We start from the raw sequence: 21,540 nt of genomic DNA on the forward strand, positions 1-21,540 counted from the left end.
CGCTGATTATCCGCTTTCGCCCGGCAAAGACCCACCGCAGCGGCGCTATGCTCAGGGAATTGTCCCGGCCGTGGACCGGTCGAACATCATCAAGGGTTGTGACCACAGGATGGGGGAAGATGCGGGAAACCTTCGTACGCGCCTGCAGCCGTGCGCTGCTGATGCTGACCCTGTCGCTGGCGGGCGTTGGCGCCGTGCTGGCGGACGAGCCGACCGATGTCCAGGCCGGCGATTCCATCCAGCTGCCGGAGCTGCCCGAGGATGCTGGCGTCGAGCAACTGAGCGCCCGTCTTGAGCTGATCCGCCAGCGCGTCTCCGCCGACAGCGACGATGGCCTGCTGTCGAACCTGCGGCAGTCCGCGCTGGCCGTTCAGGCGCGGGCGGAACAGAACGCCACCGACATCGGCACGGCGCTGTCGCGCACCGAGGACCAGCTCAAGGTGCTCGGCCCGGTCACGCCCAACGAGGCCGAAAGCCTGACCCGGCAGCGCAACGACCTGACGGATGCCCAGAAAGACCTGCAGAAGCAGCTGGAACGCGCCAACCAGCTGGACAAGAACGCCCAGGACCTCGCCGTGCAGATCGTCAACCTGCGCCGCAGCCAGTTCAACTCGCAGATCGCCACGCGCTACCCGCCGCCGCTGAGCCCCAGTTTCTGGTCGAACCTGATCCGCCCCACCGACGATGACCTGACGCGCCTGCAATCCATGCGCGCGCAGATTGGCGATGCCTTCGCCACGATCTGGCAGCCCGAGCACCGACCGCCCTTCATCGCCAGCTTGATCGTTGCCGTGCTGCTGTGGATTCCCGGGCGGCGCCTGCTGGAACAACTGCTGACCAAGGCGATGATCCGCTGGATTCCGGTCGGTCGCCTGCGCCGCAGCGCCCTGGCGGTGGCGGTCGGCCTGGCCACCATCCTGACCCTCGGCGGCGGTGCCGCGGTGATCCACGAGGGCATGAATTGGCACCACCAGCTCAGCGGCAACATGGACAACCTGGGCGACCAGTTGCTCTCGCTGGTGATCTTCTGCACCTTCACCGCCGGCCTGGGCCGTGCGTTGCTGGCCGTGCAGCGGCCGTCCTGGCGACTGCCCGACCTGCCCGACCCGGTAGCCACCGCCCTCTCCCCCTTCCCTTGGCTGATGGCCTGGCTGCTGCTGGCGCTGGGCACGCTGGACCGCATCAACAGCGCCAGCGGCGCCAGCCTCGCCCTGACCGTGGCCGTCAACGGCCTCACCGCCCTGGCGACCGCCGTGCTGTTTGGCATCGCGCTGTATCGCTATCGCGTCGCTCGTCGCGAAGCCGAAGGCCACAAAACCTCACCGCTGGCCAGCATCCTGGTGTTCGCGATGCTGCTGACTGTGCTGCTGATCGTGCTCGCGCTGGTCACCGGCTACCTGTCACTGGCCTACTTCTTCGCCGGCAAGCTGCTTTGGGCCAGCGTGGTATGCGCCACCGGCTACCTGCTGACGAGCCTGTTCGTCGACCTTTGCGAGGTACTGCTGTCGCCGCGCCAGCCGATCGGCGAGCGACTGGCGGAGAACCTCGGCGTCGATCCGCGCCACCAGGCGCAGTTCGTCACCCTGCTGACCGGCGCCGGGCGCACGCTGCTGGTGCTGTCCACGCTTCTGATCGCCTTCTCCACCTCCGGCACCAGCCCCGGCGAGCTGCTCCAGGGACTGGTGCAGCTGGTTGAAAGCGGCCAGTCGCTGGGACGCCTGAACATCGTCCCGCAGGACATCCTGCTGGCCCTCGGCACCCTGGCCGCCGGCCTCTTCGGACTGCGCCTGCTCAAGCGCTGGCTGGCCGACGAGCTGCTGCCGGAAACCCGCATGGACGCTGGCATGCGCGCCTCGCTGGTGACCCTGGTGGGCTATATCGGCATGGTCATCCTGGTGCTGCTGGTACTCTCGGCGCTGCGTATCAACCTCACCAGCCTGACCTGGGTGGTCAGCGCCCTGTCGGTGGGTATCGGTTTCGGCCTTCAGGCCATCGTGCAGAACTTCATCTCCGGCCTGATCCTGCTCACCGAGCGCCCGGTGAAGGTGGGCGACTGGGTCAGCCTGACCGGCGGCGTGGAGGGTGATATCCGGCGGATCAACGTGCGCGCCACGGAAATCCAGATGTCCGACCAGTCCACGGTCATCGTGCCCAACTCCCAGTTCATCTCGCAGAACGTGCGCAACGTGACCATGGGCAGCGCGCTGGGCGTGGTCGGCATCAACCTCACCCTGCCGCTGGACACCGACGTGCAGAAGGTCCGCGAACTGATGCTCAAGGCCTACAGCGAACACGAGAACATCGTCGAGACGCCGGCCCCTTCGGTGACTTTCAAGGACCTGGGCGCCACCGGCCTGACCCTGGCCGCCTCGGGTAACGTCAGCAGCCCGCGCGCGGTGTACTCGACCAAGAGCGACCTGCTGTTCACCATCTTCAGCGGCCTGCGCGAGGCCGGCATCAGCCTGAGCACGCCGCAGAACCTGATCCTGCAGCGGCCGCAAACGGCCCGCGCAGAGCCCGCCGACGAAGCGGCAGCACCGCAAGTCGGCGATGACACCGGGCCGAATCCGTCGCCGTAGAATGAAGAGGTTACGCCGGCGGGGCAGCCGCCTCACCGGCCTTCGCGCAACAGTCCCGCGCGGGAGTTGGCGTTGCGCCCGCAGCGTCCCGTGCCCGCCGTTGGCCGGCGCCCGTCGCGGCACGCGGCACCGCCGCCTGCCGCCTTCCTTCCTCGGTTGCCGCCGGGCCTCCCCGCTGCGGCGCACGGGAGATCGCGCGATGGACGAAGCCAGACTCAACGAATTCATGGGCAAGCTGGTCACCGACATGGGTGGCGCGGCGATGCTCGCCAACATCATCCTGGGCGAAGAACTGGGCCTCTACAAAGCCATGGCCGACGGCCAGTGGCTAAGCCCGGCGCAACTGGCCGAACGCAGCGGCTGCAATGCCCGCCTGCTGCGCGAATGGCTCAGCGCCCACGCAGCCTCCGGCTACATGGAGCACCAGGACGGCAACTTCCGCCTGCCCGAGGAACAGGCCATGGCGCTGGCCATCGAGGACTCGCCGGTGTACGTCGCCGGCGGCGCGTCGGTGGTCGCCGCGCTCTACCACGACAAAGACAAGCTGGTCGCCGCCATGCGAGGCGACGGCGCCCTGGCCTGGGGCGATCACCACCCGTGCATGTTCTCCGGCACCGAGAAGTTCTTCCGCCCCGGCTACCGCGCGCACCTGGTGGCCGAGTGGCTGCCGGCCCTGGACGAAGTGGTCGGCAAGCTCGAACGCGGCGCGCGGGTCGCCGATGTCGGTTGCGGCCACGGTGCCTCCACCATCGTCATGGCGCAGTCCTTCCCGGCCTCGAACTTCGTCGGCTTCGACTACCACCAGCCGTCCATCGAGGTGGCCAACCAGCGCGCCGACCAGGCCGACGTCGCCGCGCGCGCCAGCTTCCAGCGCGCCAGCGCCAAGGACTACCCGGGCAACGACTACGACCTGATCTGCTTCTTCGACTGCCTGCACGACATGGGCGACCCGGTGGGCGCCGCGCAACACGCTCGCCAGGCACTGAAGGCGGACGGCACGGTGCTGTTGGTGGAACCCTTCGCCAATGACCACCTGGACGACAACCAGAACCCGGTCGGCCGGCTGTTCTATGCCGCCTCGACCTTCATCTGCACGCCCAATTCGCTGTCCCAGGAAGTCGGGCTGGGGCTGGGTGCACAAGCCGGCGAAGCGCGGCTGCGCAAGGTATTCGAAGAGGCCGGCTTCAGCCGCTTCCGCCGCGCGGCGCAAACGCCGTTCAACCTGATCCTCGAAGCCCGCCCGTAACGCCTCCCCGATCAGCTACAGCGCCCGGAATACGGGCGCTGTACCACGGAAGCAATTCGTCATTTGGACGTCATCAATTCGTTATGTGGCCCGTTGAAACTCGCAGGCTTTCAACCCAGGGAAGCCCCCAAGATGTTCAATAAAAAGACTGCCAACAAAGCTGCATCTCTCGCTGTGCTCGTCGCCGCCCTCGCCGGCTGCGCCGCTCAGGCTCCGGTCGCCAGCAAGGAAGCCACCCCCAACAACGACGACTGGTACCTGGTCCGCACCGACGAGACCCTCTACCTGTTCGATGACGCCACCGTTTACCGGGACTACATCGTGACCGGCAAGACCACCTACACCAAGGAAGTCGGCGAGAAGGACAAGTTCGGCCAGAACGTCGTGCTGGTCGTGCGTGCCGAAGACAAGGACAAGGACGCGAAGAAGATCGCCTCCTACCAGTTCTACAAGCAGAGCCTGCCGCCGGCGGCCGGCTTCTACGGCGAAATCCGCCAGGAAGGCGTGATCTACGTGGCCCAGCGCTACGGCGACATGATCGACATGAACGGCCTGGGCGAACCGATCTTCCGCCACACCGAAATCGCCAGCGGCCCCAATGGCGAGCGCGTGGTGTACCTGATGCAGAAGGAAGAGAAGAAGCCGGTCGGGCTGATCGCCCGCTTCCAGAAGATCTACGGCATCACTCCCGCCAAGGGCTGATGACGAAAAAGCGCGCACTCCGGGGAGGGAGTGCGCGCTTTTCACAACTGACCGGCGCCGCAACGGCGCGGGTGCGGCTTAGCTGGAAGACTCCAGCTGCACGGAAATCTTCTCCGGCACTTCGATGCCCCAGTCACCAAACTGGTACCAGTCATCGCCGAGCATTTCGGCCGGGTGCATGGTGCGGTCCGCGCCATTGCCGCAGGCCAGGTTGGTTGCCGGGCAATATCGGTCGCAGCCCCAGCAGATGCGCTCCGGGTGCGGCGGATTGAGGGGAAATTTCTTGGCCATGGTCAGGCCCTCGGGCTTCCTTGTGGGACTCCTGAAGGCTATGCCTGTCAGACCGACCTGAGCCTTGATCCGCGACAATTCCGCGCGCAATTCCTGCGCGGTGCTTGGTGCGCGAATATTTATGCTCGGCTCTTTATGCACGGCTCTCTATGCACGGAAGTGGCTCGGCGGCTGGCCGCTCCAGCGCTGGAAGGCGTGGCGCAGGCTGGCGGTCTCGCTGAAGCCCAGTTCCTCGGCGATGCGGTAGATCGGCATGTCGCCGTCCTGCAGCAGTTCCTTGGCGCGGGCGAAGCGCAGCTCGTCGAGCAGTTGCTGGTAGCTGGTCTGCTGTTGTTGCAGGTGGCGGCGCAGGCTGCGCGAGGAACAGTTCAGGCGCCGTGCCAGTTCCTCCAGGCCCGGCGGCTCCTGCAGGCGCTCGCCGAGGATCGCACGCACCTTGTCCAGCCAGGCACGGCGCGCCGCCAGGTCGATGTTCTGGCGGCGGCATTGTTCGAGCATCTCGCGGTGAGTCACCGCGTCGGCCAGCGGCAAGCGCATGTCCAGCCAGCTAGCGGGGAAGCCGATGGCGCTGCGCGCGCAATCGAACTCCAGCTGGCAGCCGAACAGCGTGGCATAGGCTGCGCGGCGGTCGGCCGGGCCGGCGTAGTCGAATTCGGCGCGCACCAGCGGCAGCGGCTGGCCGAGCAGGTCGGCGCAAGCCACCTTCAGCGAGCCCAGGCACAGCTCGGTGTTGAACGGGCGCATCTCCTCCTCTTCGCCGTAGCCGGTGGCGACCAGCCAGGCCATGTCGCCTTCCACTTCCAGCGCGAGGTGGAAGTACGTACCCAGCAACACCGGGTAACTCAGCCCGATGCGCAGCGCTTCGCCCAGGGTCGGCGCGGAGATCAGCGCATAACCCAGAAGGCCGTAGGCGGTGATCCGCGTGCGCACACCCAGGCGCAGGCCAAGTGCCGGTTCGCCAGCGAGGTTCTGCACATTGCCGAAGACCTGCTGCTCCTGCCAGGGGCTGACCAGCCGGCGCAGGTCGAGCAGATCGTCGCCGGTGATGCCGCTGCCCTCGAGGATGGACTCGCGGCTGTGCCCCTCGGACTCCATCAGCGCGACGGTCAGCGAGGTCATGTGCAGGGAGTTGAGCCAGGTGGAGCGGGAGAAGGTCAGAGGATTCATTCGATGCCCATCGTAGACGCTACGGCGCGCCAGCGGATGTTACCGCGGCTGGCGCAGGTCTGGGGGAGGCAAGATGCGTGCCGGCCACCTGGCGTGGCCGTATCGATCCCCACGGGGCGGGGCTTGCGAGCCCGGACGGGAAATTTTCCGCCGGCTGCAGGGTTACCTTTGCGGACGCCAGGACGGTGCGGATGCACCGTCCTGGCGCTCGACCCTGTGTAGCTCAACCACGCGAGAGGAAGCGCATGCCCTCTTCCAGGCCGCTCAGGGTCAGCGGGAACATCTGCTCCTTCACCAGCTCGCGCACGAGGCCCGTGGAGGCGGTGTAGTTCCAGGTGTCCTTCGGGTACGGGTTGATCCAGATGAGCTTCTTGTACTTCTCCATGAAGCGCTGCATCCAGACGTAGCCGGCCTCCTCGTTCCAGTGTTCGACGCTGCCGCCGGCCTGGGTGATCTCGTAGGGCGCCATGGCGGCGTCGCCGACGAACACCACCTTGTAGTCCGGCCCGTACTTGTGCAGCAGGTCGAAGGTGGCGGTGCGCTCGTTGCCACGGCGCAGGTTGTTCTTCCACACCGATTCGTAGATGAAGTTGTGGAAGTAGAAATACTCCAGGTGCTTGAACTCGGTCTTGCAGGCCGAGAACAGCTCTTCGCAGACCTTCACGTGGGCGTCCATGGAGCCGCCGATGTCCAGCAGCAGCAGGAGCTTCACGGTGTTGCGGCGCTCAGGGCGCATCTGGATGTTGAGCAGGCCGGCATCCTTGGCGGTGTGGTCGATGGTGCCGTCGATGTCCAGCTCTTCCGCCGCGCCCTCGCGGGCGAACTTGCGCAGGCGGCGCAGGGCGATCTTGATGTTGCGCGTGCCGAGCTCGACCTGATCGTCGAGGTTCTTGTACTCGCGCTGGTCCCAGACCTTGGCGGCCTTGCCCTGGCGCTTGCCGGCGTCGCCGACGCGGATGCCCTCGGGGTTGAAGCCGCCGGAGCCGAACGGGCTGGTGCCGCCGGTGCCGATCCACTTGTTGCCGCCGGCGTGGCGTTCCTTCTGCTCTTCCAGGCGTTTCTTGAACTCCTCGATGAGCTTGTCCAGGCCGCCGAGGGACTGGATCTGCGCGCGCTCCTCGTCGGTCAGCAGGCGCTCGAATTCCTTGCGCAGCCACTCTTCGGGGATCAGCGCCTTGAGATGGTCGTCGAGCTTTTCCAGGCCCTTGAAGTAGGCGCCGAAGGCCCGGTCGAACTTATCGAAGTGGCGCTCGTCCTTCACCATGATGGTGCGGGCGAGGTAGTAGAACTCGTCCATGTCGGCGAACACGACGCGGTGCTTGAGCGCATCGATCAGGTCGAGCAGCTCGCGCACCGACACCGGCACCTTGGCCGCGCGCATTTCGTTGAACAGGTTGAGCAGCATGGATATGCCCTCACAGAAAATCGGACAGTCCCCTCCCCCATTGGGAGAGGGTCAGGGTGAGGGGGAAACACGGCGCGGTGGCCATGCCCTCACCCCTGCCCTCTCCCAGAGGGAGAGGGGGAAAAGCCAGAACATCAGCGACTGGCGCGACGGCTCATGAACGCCAGGCGTTCCAACAGCTGCACGTCCTGCTCGTTCTTCACCAGCGCGCCAGCCAGCGGCGGGATGGCCTTGGTCGGATCGCGCTCGCGCAGCACCGCTTCGCCAATGTTGTCGGCCATCAGCAGCTTCAGCCAGTCCACCAGCTCGGAAGTGGAGGGTTTCTTCTTCAGGCCCGGTACCTTGCGCACGTCGAAGAAGATGTCCAGCGCTTCGCTGACCAGCGTGCCGCTGATCTTCGGGTAGTGCACGTCGACGATCTTCTGCAGGGTCTCGCGGTCGGGGAAGGCGATGTAGTGGAAGAAGCAGCGGCGCAGGAAGGCGTCCGGCAGTTCCTTCTCGTTGTTGGAGGTGATGATGATGATCGGGCGCTGTTTGGCCTTGATGGTCTCATTGGTCTCGTAAACGAAGAACTCCATCTTGTCGAGTTCCTGCAACAGGTCGTTGGGGAACTCGATGTCGGCCTTGTCGATCTCGTCGATCAGCAGGATCACGCGCTCCTCGGCCTCGAAGGCCTCCCAGAGCTTGCCCTTCTTGATGTAGTTGCGCACGTCGTGGACCTTGTCCACGCCCAACTGCGAGTCGCGCAGGCGGCTGACCGCGTCATACTCGTAGAGGCCCTGGTGGGCCTTGGTGGTGGACTTGATGTGCCAGGTGATCAGCTTGGCGCCGAAGGACTCCGCCAACTGCTCGGCGAGCATGGTCTTGCCGGTGCCCGGCTCGCCTTTCACCAGCAGCGGGCGCTGCAGGGTGATGGCGGCGTTGACCGCCAGCTTGAGGTCGTCGGTGGCGACGTAGGACTGGGTGCCTTCGAACTTCATCGGTGAATCCTCGAACGGTAGCGGCCGGGGAAGACCCGGGCGGAAATGTGCGTTTGGGAGACTGCGACTATAACGCGCATGGCGCTCGACTGTGAACGCAGGACGGGCATTCAGTCACTGAATGCCCAGTCACCCTCGGTCCAGCCACGCACGGCATCGGCGACGGCCTGCGGTTTCCAGTGGAGCCCGACTCCGGCGGCGCCGCGCCCATCCTTATGCCGGTTCTGCGTCTGGACTGGAAGGCGGGCTGGGAATAGGCTTTCTGATCACCTTCGAGCGACAAGGACTCTCATCATGAGCCGCATCTACGCAGACAACGCGCAGTCCATCGGCAATACGCCGCTGGTCCAGATCAACCGCATCGCCCCGCGCGGCGTCACCATCCTGGCCAAGATCGAAGGGCGCAACCCGGGCTACTCGGTGAAGTGCCGGATCGGCGCCAACATGATCTGGGATGCCGAGTCCGGCGGCCGCCTGAAGTCGGGCATGACCATCGTCGAGCCGACCTCCGGCAACACCGGCATCGGCCTTGCCTTCGTCGCCGCCGCCCGTGGCTACAAGCTGATCCTCACCATGCCCTCCTCCATGAGCCTGGAACGCCGCAAGGTGCTCAAGGCACTGGGCGCCGAGATCGTCCTGACCGAACCGGCCAAGGGCATGAAGGGCGCCATTGCCAAGGCCGAGGAAATCCTCGCCAGCGACCCGGAGAAGTACTTCATGCCGGCGCAGTTCGACAACCCGGCCAATCCGGCGATCCACGAGAAGACCACCGGCCCGGAAATCTGGAACGACACCGATGGCGCGGTTGACGTGCTGGTGGCCGGCGTCGGCACCGGCGGCACCATCACCGGTGTATCGCGCTACATCAAGAACACCAAGGGCAAGCCGATCCTCTCGGTGGCCGTGGAGCCGATCTCCTCGCCGGTAATCAGCCAGGCGCTGGCCGGCGAAGAGATCAAGCCCAGCCCGCACAAGATCCAGGGCATCGGCGCCGGCTTCGTTCCGAAGAACCTCGACCTGTCGCTGGTCGACCGCGTCGCCACCATCGCCGACGAGGACGCCAAGAACATGGCCCTGCGCCTGATGCAGGAAGAAGGCATCCTCTGCGGCATCTCCAGCGGCGCCGCCATGGCCGCCGCCGTGAAGCTCGCCGAAGAGCCGAACATGCAGGGCAAGACCATCGTCGTGGTGCTGCCGGACTCGGGCGAGCGCTACCTGTCCACCATGCTCTTCGACGGCCTGTTCGAGGACCAGGAACTGGTCCAGTAAGCTCTATTCCACCCCTCTGCGGGGCGGTTTCCTACCTGCCGTTCCGAATCGGTGCGGCTCAGGTCACGTGCGCTGTCTGCGGACCCGCAGGCAGCCATGGCCCCTCGCCATGTTCCGGCAAAATGGTTAATTCTTGCGCAGCCCGCGACGAAGCGTCGCCCATCTTTCGCGGATGGCCCGGGCTTTCCGCACCGTTGTCAGGAACACAAGAATGAAAATTTCCGCCCCGTTGCTCTCCACCCTTGCACTCTCCCTCTCCGTTGCTGCCGGCGCCGCCCAGGCCGATAACGTGAAGATCTACAACTGGTCCGACTACATCGCCCCGGACACCGTGCCGACCTTCACCAAGGAAACCGGCATCCAGGCGACCTACGACGTCTACGACAGCAACGAGACCCTCGATGGCAAGCTGATGACCGGCAAATCCGGTTACGACATCGTGGTGCCGTCGAACCACTTCATGGCCAAGCAGATCCAGGCCGGCGCGCTGAAGAAGCTGGACAAGAGCCAGCTGCCGAACTGGAAGAACCTCAACCCGGTGCTGATGAAAGCGCTGGAAGTGAACGACCCGGGTAACGAGCACGGCTTCCCCTACCTGTGGGGCACCACCGGCATCGGCTACAACCCGGCGAAGATCAAGGAAGTGCTGGGCGACAACGCGCCGATCGACTCCTGGGACATCTTCTTCAAGCCCGAGTACATGGAGAAGCTGGCCAAGTGCGGCGTAGCGGTGCTGGACAACGGCCCGGAGCTGCTGCCGATCACCCTGAACTACCTGGGCCTGCCGCATCACAGCCAGAAGCTGGATGACTACAAGAAGGCCGAGGAAGCGCTGCTCAAGGTGCGTCCGTACATCCGCTACTTCCACTCCTCCAAGTATGTCAGCGACCTGGCCAACGGCGAGATCTGCGTGGCCGTCGGCTTCTCCGGCGACATCCTGCAGGCCGCTACCCGCGCCAAGGAAGCCAAGAACGGCGTGGAAATCCAGTACTCCACCCCGAAAGAAGGCTCGCCGCTGTGGTTCGACATGGTCGCCATGCCCAACGACGCGCCGGATGAGAAAGCTGCTTACGCCTTCATGAACTACCTGCTGCGCCCGGAAGTGATGGCAGGCGTGAGCAACTACGTGCACTACGCCAACGGCAACCTGGCTGCCGACCCGCTGGTGGACAAGGCAATCAAGGCGGACCCGGCGATCTATCCGCCGCAGGACAAGATGGCCAAGCTGTTTGCCCTCGAATCCATGCCGATGAAGATCGACCGCGTACGTACCCGTACCTGGAACACCATCAAGACCGGCAAGTAAGCGTCACCCTTGCCTGACAACGCGCGGCCCGGCCGCGCGTTGTCGTTTCTGTCGCTTGCACCGAGCCGGATTTCGCAGACAACGCCTGTTCGCATGAGAGATGCAGGCGGCAAGCTTCCTGTAGGAGCGAGCTTGCTCGCGAACGGGGCCCGCGACGAAATCGGTTCGCGAGCAAGCTCGCTCTTACGAAAGGCACCAGCCCACGAGCATCCTGCCTGCGCAAGCAATTTTGTCGCAGGAATCGCACTTTGCCGCACGACTTGCGCAGGGCTCGCCAGCGGCGATGCGGGCCGCTATAGTCAGTCCACGCAGCCCGGTAGCTGCCCCACTGAACAGGTTCGCCTTCAATGTCCCGATACCCATTGCCCGATCCGGCAATCAACGTTGCAGCCTCCCCGGCCTGCGGCGCGGGTGCGGGCGCGGCCTGCCCTCCTCCGCCTCCTGTCGTCGCTGTCGCGTCGCCTCCGCCTCCCGGTGCGGCCTATCCGCCACCCGGCGTGAGCTTCTGACGCCACACGCGTTTTCCATCGCCTGGTTTTCCGCGCTCGACTGACGCGGCTCCCGGTATGTGTCCGGCCCATTGGTGGCCGGTCGTGATCTGCCTGACGACAGGTGCATTGCATGATTTCGCTCAACCGTTCCTCCTTGGCCACCCTGGCCAGCACCTCCCTGTTCGTGCTGCTGTGGAGCAGCGCCGCCATCATCAGCAAGTGGGGCCTGGCCCATGCTTCGCCGATGGTCTTCCTCATCGCCCGCTTCGGCACCGCGCTGGTGGCGCTGCTGATCCTCTCGCCGCTGATCGGCCTGCGCTGGCCGCGCGAGCGCAAGCAGGTGCGCCACGCCGTGCTCACCGGCCTGGTGATGCTGGGCATCTACCCGATCTTCTACCTGATGGCGCTGGACCTGCACGTCACCCCCGGCGTCATCGCCACCGTTCTGGGCGTGCAGCCGATGCTGACCAGTTTCCTGCTCGAACGCCGGCATTCAGCGCCGCGACTGGGCGGCCTCGCGCTGGGGCTGATCGGGCTGGTGATGGTGGTCTACCAGAGCATCGGACTGTCGGGCCTGACCATTGCCGGCCTGGCCTGCTGCCTGCTGGCGTTGCTGTCGATCACCGGCGGCTCGATCCTGCAGAAGAACATCCGCGAGAACCCGCTGGGCACCCTGCCCCTGCAATACCTCGCCGGGCTGGTGCTGTGCGTCGCCGTCGCGCCCTTCCAGCCGCTGCACGTGGAGTGGAACGCCGCGTTCATCCTCAGTGCGCTGTGGATGGGCCTGATGGTCTCGGTGCTGGCCACCGTGCTGCTGTACCGGATGATCGCGGCGGGCAACCTGGTCAATGTCACCAGCCTGTTCTACCTGGTGCCGGCGGTTACGGCACTGATGGACTACGCGGTGTTCGGGAATCGCCTGTCCGCCCTCGGCCTGCTGGGCATGGGGCTTATCGTGGTGGGGTTGATGCTGGTGTTCCGCCAGGCAGCTCCGGCAAGGGACGCCGGGGCGGTGAAGGCTGTGGATAACTGACAGTCCTGCGTGGAGCTTGCTCCCTCTCCCCAGCCCTGGCTAAGCGCCCCGCTCCGAAGGGAGAGCAAGCAGTTCGGAGTATGAGGATAGCTCGACGCTCTCCGGAGGCAGAGGACAGTCCCCTCTCCCTCCGGGAGAGGGCTAAAGTGAGGGCAACCCGTTGCGCTGAAATCAAACGATTTCAGGCTCTCACCCCGCCGCCTCTATCTTCGGCTGCGGCGCCGGACGCAGCACCAGCCATAGCGCCAGGGCAATCAGCACGCCACCCTGCAAGTGCGCCCAGGACAGCGATTCATCCAGCAGCAGCACGCCCCAGAACACGCCAAACGGCGGAATCAGGAAGGTCACCGTCATGGTCTTCAGCGGGCCGATGCTGGCCAACAGGCGGAAGTACAGGACATAGGCGAAGGACGTGCAGAGGAAGCCCAAGCCAGCCAGCGCCAGCAGGATCTTCGGCTCAGCCAGCGGCGCGAGCGGCATGTCCAGGCTGGTGCCGAAGAAGAACGGCAGCAGACACAGGGTTGCGCCCGTCTGGCTGCCCAGGGCAGAGACGGCGAAGTCCAGGCCGCCCTGGTCGTTGATCCAGCGCTTGGTGAAATAGCCGGCAAAACCGTAGCAGGTCGTCGCCACCAGGCAGGCGGCGGCGCCCCAGAGCACCTGGGAGTCGAAGGGCACGGGGCCGGCGCGGGTCAGCACCGCTACGCCGGCCAACCCCAGCAGCACGCCGAGCGCCTTGCCGCCGGTAAGCGCCTCACCGAAGAACAGCGAACCGATCAGCACGCCCATCAGCGGCGTGGTGGCGTTGAAGATCGCCGAATACCCCGCCGGCAAAAACTGCGCCGCCAGGCTGTACATCAGGACCGGGATACCGGAGGCGATCACGCCGATCAGCAGAATGCGCATGAGTTTGCCGCGAAAATCCCAGCGGGTGCGCAGGGCCAGCATGATCACGACCAGCCCGACTGCCGACAACACGACACGGAAGAACGCCGTTGGCATCACGCCAATGGCAGGCACCAGTTGGCGCATGAACAGGAAGCTGGCACCCCAGATGGCGGCCAGCCCGAACATATTCAGCAGAGCAGCGGGATTCATCGCGAAAAGCTCCAGGGCAGGTAAGCCATCAGCCTACGCCGGCGGCAGACACCATCCATCCATAGCTGACTTTCAAAGTCCACCGTCAGAGGCGGCGCAGGCGGGCCATGCTCAGCACGTCGGCGTAAATACCGTCGCGTAGGGCGAATTCGCGCAGCGTTCCTTCCACCTCGAAACCGAACTTGCGGTACAGCGCGACGGCCGGCGCATTGTCGGTGTAGACGGTCAGCTCGACGCGACGCAGGCCCATCCAGTTGTCGGCCACTTCCATCAGTTCAGCCAGCAGTCGCGTGCCAACTCCCCGCCCCTGCCAGGCTACGGCGACACCCATGCCGATGCTGCCGCATTGGCTACGACGCACGCGGGGGAACTGTTCGAGGCTGGCACTGCCGATCACCTGGTCCTGGTGCATTGCCATCAGCGTGACGCGGCGCTCGTCATCCAGCACCAGTCGTTTGCGCCACAGCTCCGGCGCCTGGTGCGGCATCTGCAGCACCTGGCGGGCGACCGCCGGATCGTTGTAGAGGGCCGCGAGACCGTTGATGTGCTGCTCGGTACAACGCTCGATGCGAAAGTCTTCCATTGTGTGCCAGCTCCTTTCCGATGGACTTTTCCAGGGCTCTTTATCCAAGAGCGCGGCCGGCCAGCATACGCGTTAATTTCACGGGAAAGCGCCACGATCCTCCAGCGAAATCGCCCTTTCCCTCACCGTTCCCCATGGCTAAGCTCGCTGCACCAGAACCCAGCAGAGGCGCTCCCATGGCTCAGCACTGGCCGGCGACCGAGATCGCCACCCTGATCCTCGAAGGCTTCGACGACTACCGCGCGAAGTTCCACCAGATCACCGCCGGAGCACCCGCGCGTTTCGAACAGGCGCAGTGGCAAGAGGCGCAGCGCGCCTCCGCCGAACGCATCGAACTGTACGAGGAAATGGTTGCCGAGACCGTGGGCAGACTGACCCGCGCGATGGCCGGCATCGATCTGGTGGACGTGGAGCGCTGGCCCATAGCCAAGAGCGCCTACATCACCCTGATCGACCCGCGGCTGGACGACGAACTGGCGGAAACCTGGTTCAACTCGATCTTCTGCGGCCTGTTCAGCCACGACAACATCAGCGACGGCACGATGTTCGTACACACCACCCGGCCCTCGCTGCGCGCTCATTCGCGCGACCCGCACACCCGCATTTACCGCCCCGGCGGCAAGCTGCGCCAGGCGCTGGAAAGCATCTTCGACGACTACCGTTTCGCCGTGGACTACGACGACCGCGAGCGCGACCTGCAGCGCATGGACAGCCTGCTGCACGCCAACCTGCCGGACTGGGTGTGCAAGGACCCGACCCTGACCATCGAACTGATCGGCTCGGTGTTCTACCGCAACAAGGGCGCCTACCTGGTGGGCCGCCTGTTCACCCCGGAAGAGCAGTGGCCGCTGGTGTTCCCGCTGGTGCACCACGAAGGGCGCGGCATCCAGTTCGACACGGTGATCACCGATGAGGCGGAAGTCTCGATCATCTTCTCCTTCACCCGCTCCTACTTCATGGTCGACGCGCCGGTGCCGGCGGAGATGGTCGCCTTCCTCAAGCGTCTGCTGCCGGGCAAGCACATCGCCGAGCTGTACACCTCCATCGGTTTCTACAAGCAAGGCAAGAGCGAGTTCTACCGCGCACTGATCAATCACCTGGCGACCACCGACGACCGCTTCGTCATGGCCCCTGGCGTGCGCGGCATGGTCATGAGCGTGTTCACCCTGCCGGGCTTCAACACCGTGTTCAAGATCATCAAGGACAACTTCAACCCGGCCAAGACCGTGGACCACGCCACGGTGATCCAGAAGTACCAGCTGGTGAAGAACCACGACCGCGTCGGGCGCCTGGCCGACACCCAGCAGTTCGCCGACTTCCGCTTCCCGGTGCGCAAGTTCGACCCCGACTGCCTCGCCGAACTGCTGGACGTCGCGCCCTCCACCGTGATGCTGGAGGGCGATGTGGTGCTGATCCGCCACTGCTGGACCGAACGCCGCATGACCCCGCTGAACATCTATCTGGAGCACGCCACGCCGGCGCAGGTGGAGGAAGCGCTGAAGGACTACGGGCTGGCGATCAAGCAACTGGCGGCGGCGAACATCTTCCCCGGCGACATGCTGCTGAAGAACTTCGGCGTCACCCGTCATGGCCGCGTGGTGTTCTACGACTACGACGAAATCTGCTACCTCACCGAAGTGCACTTCCGGCACATCCCGCCGGCGCGCTACGAGGAAGACGAGATGTCCTCCGAGCCCTGGTACTCGGTGGGGCCGATGGATGTATTCCCCGAGGAGTTCCCGCGCTTCCTGTTCGTCGACCTGAAGCTGCGCCGGCAGTTCGCCAAGCTGCACGGCAACCTGTTCGACGCGGACTACTGGAAGGGACTGCAGGAGCAGATTCGCGCGGGGAAAGTGATCGACGTGTTCCCCTACCGCCGCCACGAATCGCCGGAGGAAGCATTGGGGCGTCAGGCCAACCTGTAGGAGCGAGCTTGCTCGCGAACAACGGCATCCCACCTGACATCGACACGTCGGGCTGATACCGGTTCGCGAGCAAGCTCGCTCCTACGAAGAGCCGTCGAGGTTCAGTTCCAGTGCCGACGCGAAGCGCGGCGGTTGTCTCCCAGGCCGACCAAAGCTGCCAGCGAAGCCATCAGCACCTCGGCGATCCACGCCAGCAGCAGCCCGCCGGCCAGCGCCCAGCCAATAGCCTCGGGCTCCAGCACCACCTGGTAGCGGTAGTTCTCGTAGGTTTCCTGCAGCAGCTCGTGGTTCGGGGCCGTGACCATGTGCAGTGCGCGCTGGTACCAGGAGCCCTGCAGGGCCTGCCACTCGTTCTCGAACAGCTGGGCACGGCGCATCAGACGCTCGATGTTGTCCGCATCACGCTGGAATACCGGGTCGGCACTACCGCGGTAATGTGCCACCAGGGCACTCAGGTCGCCCTTGAAGAACTGCCCCGATGTGTCCTTGAAGCCCTGCAGCGCTTGGGTAGCCTCGATGCGATGGGCGTCGACGCGTTGTGCGTAATCCTTGATGAAGCCCGGCACCTGGACGGCGACCATCAGCCCCAGTGCAAACAGCACCATGCGTACGTAGCTGCGCAACATTCTTTTCCCCTTCGTTCTTATGGATGTGCAAGGCGACGCCGGATTCTCCCGTTTGCCGCACCGGCATTCCGGGAATGCTTCACGTCCCGATCAGATGCGCCCCTGGGTGACGATCTCGCCACGCCACCAGAGCATCCATTCGCCACCTTGCATCAGGGTCCAGTTTTCGTTGTCGGTCAGCGGCTCGGTGGCGATCACCGTGACCACATCGTTGGGTGTGGTTTCCGACTGGAAGTCCACTGTCACGTCGGCATCACGCAGGCGTGCCGGGCCGAATGGCGCGCGGCGGGTGATCCAGGCCAGCTTGGTGCTGCAGAAGGTGAACAGCCAGTCGCCATCGCTGAGCAGGCAGTTGAACACGCCCTTCTCGCGATAGGAGGCGCAGGCGGTGACCAGGGTGGGCAGCAGCACCTCCACCGGCACGGGCTCGGGGAAGGCACGGCGCACGCGGTTGAGCAGGTCGCAGAAGGCCGCTTCGCTGTCGGTGTCGCCCACCGCGCGGTACAGACCGGATTCGGGATGGAAGTCGGCGAGCTGGCCGTTGTGGGCGAAGGTCCAGTAGCGCCCGCCCATTTCGCGCACGAACGGGTGGGTGTTGGACAGGCAGACCTTGCCGACGTTGGCCTGGCGGATGTGGCCGATCACCGCCTCGCTCTTGATCGGATAGCGCTGCACCAGCCGCGCGACTTCCGAATCGACGCTGGCGGACGGGTCCTGGAACAGCCGCACACCGCGCCCTTCATAGAAGGCGATACCCCAGCCGTCGCGGTGCGGGCCGGTGCCGCCGCCGCGCTGCATCAGCCCGGTGAAGCTGAATACGATGTCCGTCGGGACGTTGGCGCTCATGCCGAGCAACTCGCACATGAATCAGTTCTCCTCCATCAGTGCCTCGCGCAGCTGATGCAGCTCGCGCTCCAGGCGATTCTGCATCCTTTTCCGCCCCAGCGGCAGGAACCGCGTGAGCGCGCGCAGCAGCAGGGCCGGCAGGTCGTTCAGCTCACGCGGGATAAGGTGCAGATGAAAATGTTCGACGTGCTGGTTGGCCGCGGGGCCGTCGTTGACCAGCAAGTTGATGCCGACCCGCCCGTAGCCGGCACGGCGCAGCACGCGCTCCATGCGCTCGGCCAACGGGATCAGGTCCTGCTGCGCCGCTTCGGAGAGTTGGTGCAGGAAGGTCGCGTGCTCGCGAGCCAGCAGCAGCAGGTGCGCGGGGCGCAGCGGGTAGATGTCCAGCAGCACGATGAAATGATCGTCTTCGTAGAGGATACGGGCCGGCACGCGACCGGCCGCGATGGCACAGAACACGCAGTCCATGGGAACTCCTCGAAAGGCCGTTCAGTTCATGCTGGACGCGTGCGGGGCAGGACGCAAGGTCGGTCTACAGGCGCGGTTCGATCCGCGCGCGGTTGTCGCGGCGCTCGCTTGGGTGGGCGTCCACGCCCTCGACCAGCTCAGGCTGCATCAGCTGGCGCAGGGTCGGCTCGTCTTCCGCTTCCTTGTCCTGGCGGCGCTTCTTCAGCGAACGCTCCAGCGGCCAGCGGATCAGCACGAACAGCAGGTACAGGCCGAACGCGGCGAGCAGCACCAGGGCGAGGTCGGAGACGGCGCGCCAGGCGTTGTTGCCGACCTTGAACACCACGTCCAGCGCGGTGATGGCGATCGCCGGGGCGTACAGGTTGTTCGCCGGGTCCACCGGGGTCGGGGTGAACAGCAGGACGATGACGATCACCCGCAGGGGTTCGCGCAGCCAGCGCCACATCCAGCCGGTCATCAGAAACCAGACCAGGGTCAGGCCAAGGCCGGCGGCGATATAGGCGCCCCAGGCAAGCGTGTAATCGTGTTCGTTCATGCGCGTGCGTGCGGTGTCGACAGAGGGGTGCGTATGATAGCTGCTTTTCCCCATGGGTGCGCAGCCGGGCGTCATCCATGCCGTCCCCGAGGAATCGCCATGACCGACCGACAGCCCCCCATCGCCCGCCGCGAGGCCGCCGCCGATCCCTACGCCTGGCTGGAAAACCGGGACGCCGAGGACGTCCTCGACTACCTGAAAGCAGAAAATGCCTACCTGGAAGATCGACTTCATCCTCAGACGAAACTGCGCGAAACCCTGTTCCAGGAGATCAAGGGCCGGATCCGCGAGACCGACCTGTCGCTGCCCACGCCTTGGGGGCCCTGGCTCTACTACCAGCGCACCACCGCTGGCGACGAGTACCCGCGCCACTACCGCAGCCCGCGCCCGGCCGATGGTTCGCTGACTGTCGAGGAGAGCGCCGAGCAGTTGCTGCTAGACCCGAACGAGCTGGCCGGCGACGGCTTCCTGTCGGTCGGTACCTTCAGCATCAGCCCCGATCATTCGAAGCTGGCCTACAGCCTGGATACCAGCGGGGACGAGATCTACACCCTCTACGTGAAGGAATTGGCTGACGGCAGCGTCACCACCCTGCCCTTCGACGACTGCGATGGCAGCCTCACCTGGGCCAACGACAACCGCACCCTGTTCTTCGGTGAGCTGGACGACACCCACCGCCCGCACAAGCTCTATCGCCACCGTCTGGGCGAGAGCGGCGCGCAGCTGATCTTCGAGGAGCCCGACGGGCGCTTCTTCCTCAACTGCTACCGCGCCAGCTCCGAGCGCCAACTGATTCTGCTGCTGAACAGCAAGACCACCAGCGAAGCCTGGGTGCTGGACGCCAGTAAGCCCGAGGGCGAGTTCGTCTGCCTGGCGCCGCGCGAAGAAGGCCACGAGTACTATCCGGACCACGGCCGTCTGAACGATGACTGGGCCTGGCTGATCCGCAGCAACCAGACCGGCATCAACTTCGCCCTCTACCATGCAAGCGAAGCGCAGCCGACCCGCGCGCACTGGTTCGAGCTGGTGGCGCACCGCGACGACGTGATGCTCGAAGGCCTGACCCTGAGCGCCAGCGCCCTGACCCTGAGCCTGCGCGAAGGCGGCCTGCCAATCGTCGAAGTGCACCCGCACGGCAAGCCGACGCACCGAGTCGACCTGCCGGACGCCGCCTACAACCTCTACGTGCAGGACAGCCTGGAATTCGACAGCGCGGTGATCCGCCTGCGCTACGAAGCGCTCAACCGACCGGCGCAGATTCGCCAGCTGGACCTCTCCAGCGGCGAACAGAAAGTCCTCAAGCAGACCCCGGTTGAAGGTCCGTTCGACGCCGACGCCTACGAAAGCCGCCGTCTCTGGGCCGATGCGCCTGACGGCGTGCAGGTGCCGATCAGCCTGGTCGGCCGCCGCGAGGTACTGGAAGACATCGCCCGTGGCAAGCCCGCGCCGCTCTACCTCTATGGCTACGGCGCCTACGGCGAGAGCCTCGACCCCTGGTTCTCCCACGCCCGCCTGAGCCTGTTGGAGCGCGGCTTCGTCTTCGCCATCGCCCACGTGCGTGGCGGCGGCGAGTTGGGCGAAGCCTGGTACCGCGCCGGCAAGCTGGAGCACAAGCAGAACACCTTCAGCGACTTCATCGCCTGTGCCGAACACCTGCTCAGCCACGGCTACAGCACCGCGGCGCAGCTGGCGATCAGCGGCGGCAGCGCCGGCGGCCTGCTGATCGGTGCGGTGCTCAACCAGCGCCCGCAGCTGTTCGCCGCAGCCATCGCCGAAGTGCCCTTCGTCGACGTGCTCAACAGCATGCTCAACCCCGACCTGCCGCTGACCGTCACCGAGTACGACGAGTGGGGCAACCCGCAGGAGCCGGACGTCTACGCCCGCATCCGCGCCTACGCGCCCTATGAGAACGTCAGCGCGCAGGACTACCCCGCCCTGCTGGTGGTCGCCGGCTACAACGACAGCCGCGTGCAGTACTGGGAAGCCGCGAAGTGGGTGGCCAAGTTGCGCGTCAGCAAGACCGACGAGCACCTGCTGCTGCTCAAGACCGACCTGGGCGCCGGCCACGGCGGCATGAGCGGCCGCTACCAAGGCCTGAAGGACGTGGCGCTGGAGTACGCCTTCCTGTTCAAGGTGCTGGGCATCGAAGGCAACGCCTGATGCTCTACACCTGCCCGTGCTGCGGCTACTTCAGTTTCGGCGACCCTCCGGGGTCGTACGAAATCTGCGAAATCTGCTTCTGGGAAGACGATCACCTGCAGCTCTGCTTCCCCGACGCACGCGGCGGCGCCAATGCGGTGAGCCTGATCGAAGCGCAGGTCAACTTCGTGCAATGGGGTGCCTGCGAACGGCGCCTGCGCGCCCAGGTGCGCCCGGCGACCATCGATGAGGTAAAGGATGACCGCTGGTTCCCGCTTTGGGAAAAGCGCGTGGAGCTGCCGGACGAGGAAGCGCCGCTGGCCGGCGAAGAAGCCTGCTACTGGCTGCGCGGCTGACGCGAGGATCAGCCGGCGCGGAAGATCAGGTGCTCTTCCCAGTCGTCTTCAGGCACCGAGCCCTCGGCGAGCATGCGGCCGGACTGGGAGATACGCTCGTGGTGTACCGCGTCCCGATCACCGCAGACGAGGTGATGCCACAGCGGCAGGTCCTTGCCCTCGGACACCAGGCGATAGCCGCAGGTCGGCGGCAGCCACTGGAACTCGTCGGCCTGCGCCGGGGTGAGCTGGATACAGTCCGGGACGCTGGCGCGCCGGTTGGCGTAGTCGGTGCAGCGGCAGGTCTTCAGGTCCAGCAGCTTGCAGGCGATGCGCGTGTAGTAGACGGCACCGTCATCTTCGTCTTCCAGCTTCTGCAGGCAGCACAGGCCGCAGCCGTCACACAGCGATTCCCACTCTTCCTGATCGAGTTGGTCGAGGGTCTTGCGTTTCCAGAAGGGTTCGACTTTGGCGGCCATTTTTTGGTCAGGGGCAATTTCACGGGGCGCAAAGTCTAAG

General features: G+C 65.3%; 20 protein-coding genes. 9 read left to right on the forward strand and 11 right to left on the reverse strand.

Going from position 1 to position 21,540, the window contains the following annotated elements; translation table 11 throughout:
* The first annotated feature begins 161 nt into the window (after nucleotides 1-161).
* The 3 genes from IB274_RS01540 to IB274_RS01550 all read left to right on the forward strand — a co-directional run bounded on the left by IB274_RS01540 (nucleotide 162) and on the right by IB274_RS01550 (nucleotide 4,527).
* Nucleotides 162-2,579: a DUF3772 domain-containing protein gene (locus IB274_RS01540; protein WP_412548409.1), complete on the forward strand. Its 2,418-nt coding sequence runs from the start codon at nucleotides 162-164 to the stop codon at nucleotides 2,577-2,579.
* 199 nt (nucleotides 2,580-2,778) lie between these two features.
* On the forward strand, nucleotides 2,779-3,825 hold the full coding sequence (locus IB274_RS01545; RefSeq protein WP_192430358.1) for a class I SAM-dependent methyltransferase: 1,047 nt from the start codon (nucleotides 2,779-2,781) through the stop codon (nucleotides 3,823-3,825).
* Nucleotides 3,826-3,957: 132 nt separating this feature from the next.
* Entirely contained in the window at nucleotides 3,958-4,527 is a 570-nt protein-coding gene (locus tag IB274_RS01550) for a hypothetical protein (protein ID WP_192430359.1), read from the forward strand.
* 78 nt (nucleotides 4,528-4,605) lie between these two features.
* Here IB274_RS01550 and IB274_RS01555 read toward each other — a convergent pair whose 3' ends face one another.
* From IB274_RS01555 to IB274_RS01570, 4 genes are all read right to left on the reverse strand, one after another.
* Complete coding sequence (locus IB274_RS01555) at nucleotides 4,606-4,818, reverse strand: DUF3079 domain-containing protein (protein WP_192430360.1); 213 nt, start codon at nucleotides 4,816-4,818, stop codon at nucleotides 4,606-4,608.
* 147 nt (nucleotides 4,819-4,965) lie between these two features.
* A complete protein-coding gene (locus IB274_RS01560) occupies nucleotides 4,966-5,985 on the reverse strand; it encodes an AraC family transcriptional regulator (protein WP_192430361.1) in 1,020 nt (339 codons plus the stop codon).
* 223 nt (nucleotides 5,986-6,208) lie between these two features.
* Complete coding sequence (locus IB274_RS01565) at nucleotides 6,209-7,390, reverse strand: vWA domain-containing protein (protein WP_192430362.1); 1,182 nt, start codon at nucleotides 7,388-7,390, stop codon at nucleotides 6,209-6,211.
* Between the two features lie 134 nt (nucleotides 7,391-7,524).
* Nucleotides 7,525-8,370, reverse strand: a complete 846-nt coding sequence (locus IB274_RS01570; protein WP_015476360.1) for an AAA family ATPase — start codon at nucleotides 8,368-8,370, stop codon at nucleotides 7,525-7,527.
* Nucleotides 8,371-8,664: 294 nt separating this feature from the next.
* On the opposite strand from IB274_RS01570, the gene cysK reads away from it, so the two are divergent.
* The 3 genes from cysK to IB274_RS01585 all read left to right on the forward strand — a co-directional run bounded on the left by cysK (nucleotide 8,665) and on the right by IB274_RS01585 (nucleotide 12,469).
* Nucleotides 8,665-9,639 carry a cysteine synthase A gene (gene cysK, locus IB274_RS01575; protein WP_192430363.1) on the forward strand — a complete coding sequence of 325 codons (975 nt, stop codon included), beginning with the start codon at nucleotides 8,665-8,667 and terminating at the stop codon, nucleotides 9,637-9,639.
* Between the two features lie 211 nt (nucleotides 9,640-9,850).
* On the forward strand, nucleotides 9,851-10,945 hold the full coding sequence (locus tag IB274_RS01580; protein WP_081520319.1) for a polyamine ABC transporter substrate-binding protein: 1,095 nt from the start codon (nucleotides 9,851-9,853) through the stop codon (nucleotides 10,943-10,945).
* A 621-nt stretch (nucleotides 10,946-11,566) separates the two neighbouring features.
* Nucleotides 11,567-12,469, forward strand: a complete 903-nt coding sequence (locus IB274_RS01585) for a DMT family transporter (RefSeq protein WP_192430364.1) — start codon at nucleotides 11,567-11,569, stop codon at nucleotides 12,467-12,469.
* 189 nt (nucleotides 12,470-12,658) lie between these two features.
* Here IB274_RS01585 and IB274_RS01590 read toward each other — a convergent pair whose 3' ends face one another.
* Both IB274_RS01590 and IB274_RS01595 read right to left on the reverse strand, forming a co-directional pair.
* Nucleotides 12,659-13,564, reverse strand: a complete 906-nt coding sequence (locus IB274_RS01590; protein ID WP_192430365.1) for a DMT family transporter — start codon at nucleotides 13,562-13,564, stop codon at nucleotides 12,659-12,661.
* 85 nt (nucleotides 13,565-13,649) lie between these two features.
* On the reverse strand, nucleotides 13,650-14,147 hold the full coding sequence (locus IB274_RS01595; protein WP_192430366.1) for a GNAT family N-acetyltransferase: 498 nt from the start codon (nucleotides 14,145-14,147) through the stop codon (nucleotides 13,650-13,652).
* A gap of 176 nt (nucleotides 14,148-14,323) precedes the next feature.
* Here IB274_RS01595 and aceK point away from each other — a divergent pair, with 176 nt between their 5' ends.
* Complete coding sequence (gene aceK / locus IB274_RS01600; protein ID WP_192430367.1) at nucleotides 14,324-16,072, forward strand: bifunctional isocitrate dehydrogenase kinase/phosphatase; 1,749 nt, start codon at nucleotides 14,324-14,326, stop codon at nucleotides 16,070-16,072.
* A gap of 101 nt (nucleotides 16,073-16,173) precedes the next feature.
* Here the strand turns inward: aceK and IB274_RS01605 are convergent, their stop codons facing one another.
* The 4 genes from IB274_RS01605 to IB274_RS01620 all read right to left on the reverse strand — a co-directional run bounded on the left by IB274_RS01605 (nucleotide 16,174) and on the right by IB274_RS01620 (nucleotide 18,547).
* Complete coding sequence (locus tag IB274_RS01605; protein ID WP_045212366.1) at nucleotides 16,174-16,698, reverse strand: DUF2937 family protein; 525 nt, start codon at nucleotides 16,696-16,698, stop codon at nucleotides 16,174-16,176.
* A gap of 90 nt (nucleotides 16,699-16,788) precedes the next feature.
* Entirely contained in the window at nucleotides 16,789-17,562 is a 774-nt protein-coding gene (locus tag IB274_RS01610; RefSeq protein ID WP_192430368.1) for a class II glutamine amidotransferase, read from the reverse strand.
* A gap of 3 nt (nucleotides 17,563-17,565) precedes the next feature.
* Entirely contained in the window at nucleotides 17,566-18,012 is a 447-nt protein-coding gene (locus IB274_RS01615) for an HIT family protein (protein WP_192430369.1), read from the reverse strand.
* A gap of 64 nt (nucleotides 18,013-18,076) precedes the next feature.
* The gene (locus IB274_RS01620; protein WP_017518502.1) at nucleotides 18,077-18,547 is read right to left on the reverse strand and encodes a hypothetical protein; all 471 of its coding nucleotides are present in this window, start codon (nucleotides 18,545-18,547) and stop codon (nucleotides 18,077-18,079) included.
* Between the two features lie 99 nt (nucleotides 18,548-18,646).
* Here IB274_RS01620 and IB274_RS01625 point away from each other — a divergent pair, with 99 nt between their 5' ends.
* Complete coding sequence (locus IB274_RS01625) at nucleotides 18,647-20,707, forward strand: S9 family peptidase (protein WP_192430370.1); 2,061 nt, start codon at nucleotides 18,647-18,649, stop codon at nucleotides 20,705-20,707.
* Nucleotides 20,707-21,042: a CPCC family cysteine-rich protein gene (locus IB274_RS29800; RefSeq protein ID WP_192430371.1), complete on the forward strand. Its 336-nt coding sequence runs from the start codon at nucleotides 20,707-20,709 to the stop codon at nucleotides 21,040-21,042. Before IB274_RS01625 ends, IB274_RS29800 begins: the two co-directional genes overlap by 1 nt.
* Before the next feature lie 8 nt (nucleotides 21,043-21,050).
* Here IB274_RS29800 and IB274_RS01635 read toward each other — a convergent pair whose 3' ends face one another.
* On the reverse strand, nucleotides 21,051-21,500 hold the full coding sequence (locus IB274_RS01635; protein WP_192430372.1) for a YcgN family cysteine cluster protein: 450 nt from the start codon (nucleotides 21,498-21,500) through the stop codon (nucleotides 21,051-21,053).
* Between the last annotated feature and the right edge of the window lie 40 nt (nucleotides 21,501-21,540).

The organism is Pseudomonas sp. PDM18, from assembly GCF_014852585.1.
In the GTDB taxonomy this organism is placed as follows: Bacteria; Pseudomonadota; Gammaproteobacteria; order Pseudomonadales; family Pseudomonadaceae; genus Pseudomonas.

What these genes read in the sequence shown, in the direction of transcription:
- IB274_RS01570 (WP_015476360.1), bottom strand. Translation starts at nt 8,370, where the DNA reads ATGAAGTTCGAAGGCACCCAGTCCTACGTCGCCACCGACGACCTCAAG.
- IB274_RS01565 (WP_192430362.1), bottom strand. Translation starts at nt 7,390, where the DNA reads ATGCTGCTCAACCTGTTCAACGAAATGCGCGCGGCCAAGGTGCCGGTG.
- IB274_RS01590 (WP_192430365.1), bottom strand. Translation starts at nt 13,564, where the DNA reads ATGAATCCCGCTGCTCTGCTGAATATGTTCGGGCTGGCCGCCATCTGG.
- IB274_RS01625 (WP_192430370.1), top strand. Translation starts at nt 18,647, where the DNA reads ATGACCGACCGACAGCCCCCCATCGCCCGCCGCGAGGCCGCCGCCGAT.
- IB274_RS29800 (WP_192430371.1), top strand. Translation starts at nt 20,707, where the DNA reads ATGCTCTACACCTGCCCGTGCTGCGGCTACTTCAGTTTCGGCGACCCT.
- cysK (WP_192430363.1), top strand. Translation starts at nt 8,665, where the DNA reads ATGAGCCGCATCTACGCAGACAACGCGCAGTCCATCGGCAATACGCCG.
- IB274_RS01605 (WP_045212366.1), bottom strand. Translation starts at nt 16,698, where the DNA reads ATGTTGCGCAGCTACGTACGCATGGTGCTGTTTGCACTGGGGCTGATG.
- aceK (WP_192430367.1), top strand. Translation starts at nt 14,324, where the DNA reads ATGGCTCAGCACTGGCCGGCGACCGAGATCGCCACCCTGATCCTCGAA.
- IB274_RS01560 (WP_192430361.1), bottom strand. Translation starts at nt 5,985, where the DNA reads ATGAATCCTCTGACCTTCTCCCGCTCCACCTGGCTCAACTCCCTGCAC.
- IB274_RS01550 (WP_192430359.1), top strand. Translation starts at nt 3,958, where the DNA reads ATGTTCAATAAAAAGACTGCCAACAAAGCTGCATCTCTCGCTGTGCTC.
- IB274_RS01595 (WP_192430366.1), bottom strand. Translation starts at nt 14,147, where the DNA reads ATGGAAGACTTTCGCATCGAGCGTTGTACCGAGCAGCACATCAACGGT.
- IB274_RS01610 (WP_192430368.1), bottom strand. Translation starts at nt 17,562, where the DNA reads ATGTGCGAGTTGCTCGGCATGAGCGCCAACGTCCCGACGGACATCGTA.
- IB274_RS01615 (WP_192430369.1), bottom strand. Translation starts at nt 18,012, where the DNA reads ATGGACTGCGTGTTCTGTGCCATCGCGGCCGGTCGCGTGCCGGCCCGT.
- IB274_RS01555 (WP_192430360.1), bottom strand. Translation starts at nt 4,818, where the DNA reads ATGGCCAAGAAATTTCCCCTCAATCCGCCGCACCCGGAGCGCATCTGC.
- IB274_RS01620 (WP_017518502.1), bottom strand. Translation starts at nt 18,547, where the DNA reads ATGAACGAACACGATTACACGCTTGCCTGGGGCGCCTATATCGCCGCC.
- IB274_RS01635 (WP_192430372.1), bottom strand. Translation starts at nt 21,500, where the DNA reads ATGGCCGCCAAAGTCGAACCCTTCTGGAAACGCAAGACCCTCGACCAA.
- IB274_RS01545 (WP_192430358.1), top strand. Translation starts at nt 2,779, where the DNA reads ATGGACGAAGCCAGACTCAACGAATTCATGGGCAAGCTGGTCACCGAC.
- IB274_RS01585 (WP_192430364.1), top strand. Translation starts at nt 11,567, where the DNA reads ATGATTTCGCTCAACCGTTCCTCCTTGGCCACCCTGGCCAGCACCTCC.
- IB274_RS01540 (WP_412548409.1), top strand. Translation starts at nt 162, where the DNA reads ATGCTGACCCTGTCGCTGGCGGGCGTTGGCGCCGTGCTGGCGGACGAG.
- IB274_RS01580 (WP_081520319.1), top strand. Translation starts at nt 9,851, where the DNA reads ATGAAAATTTCCGCCCCGTTGCTCTCCACCCTTGCACTCTCCCTCTCC.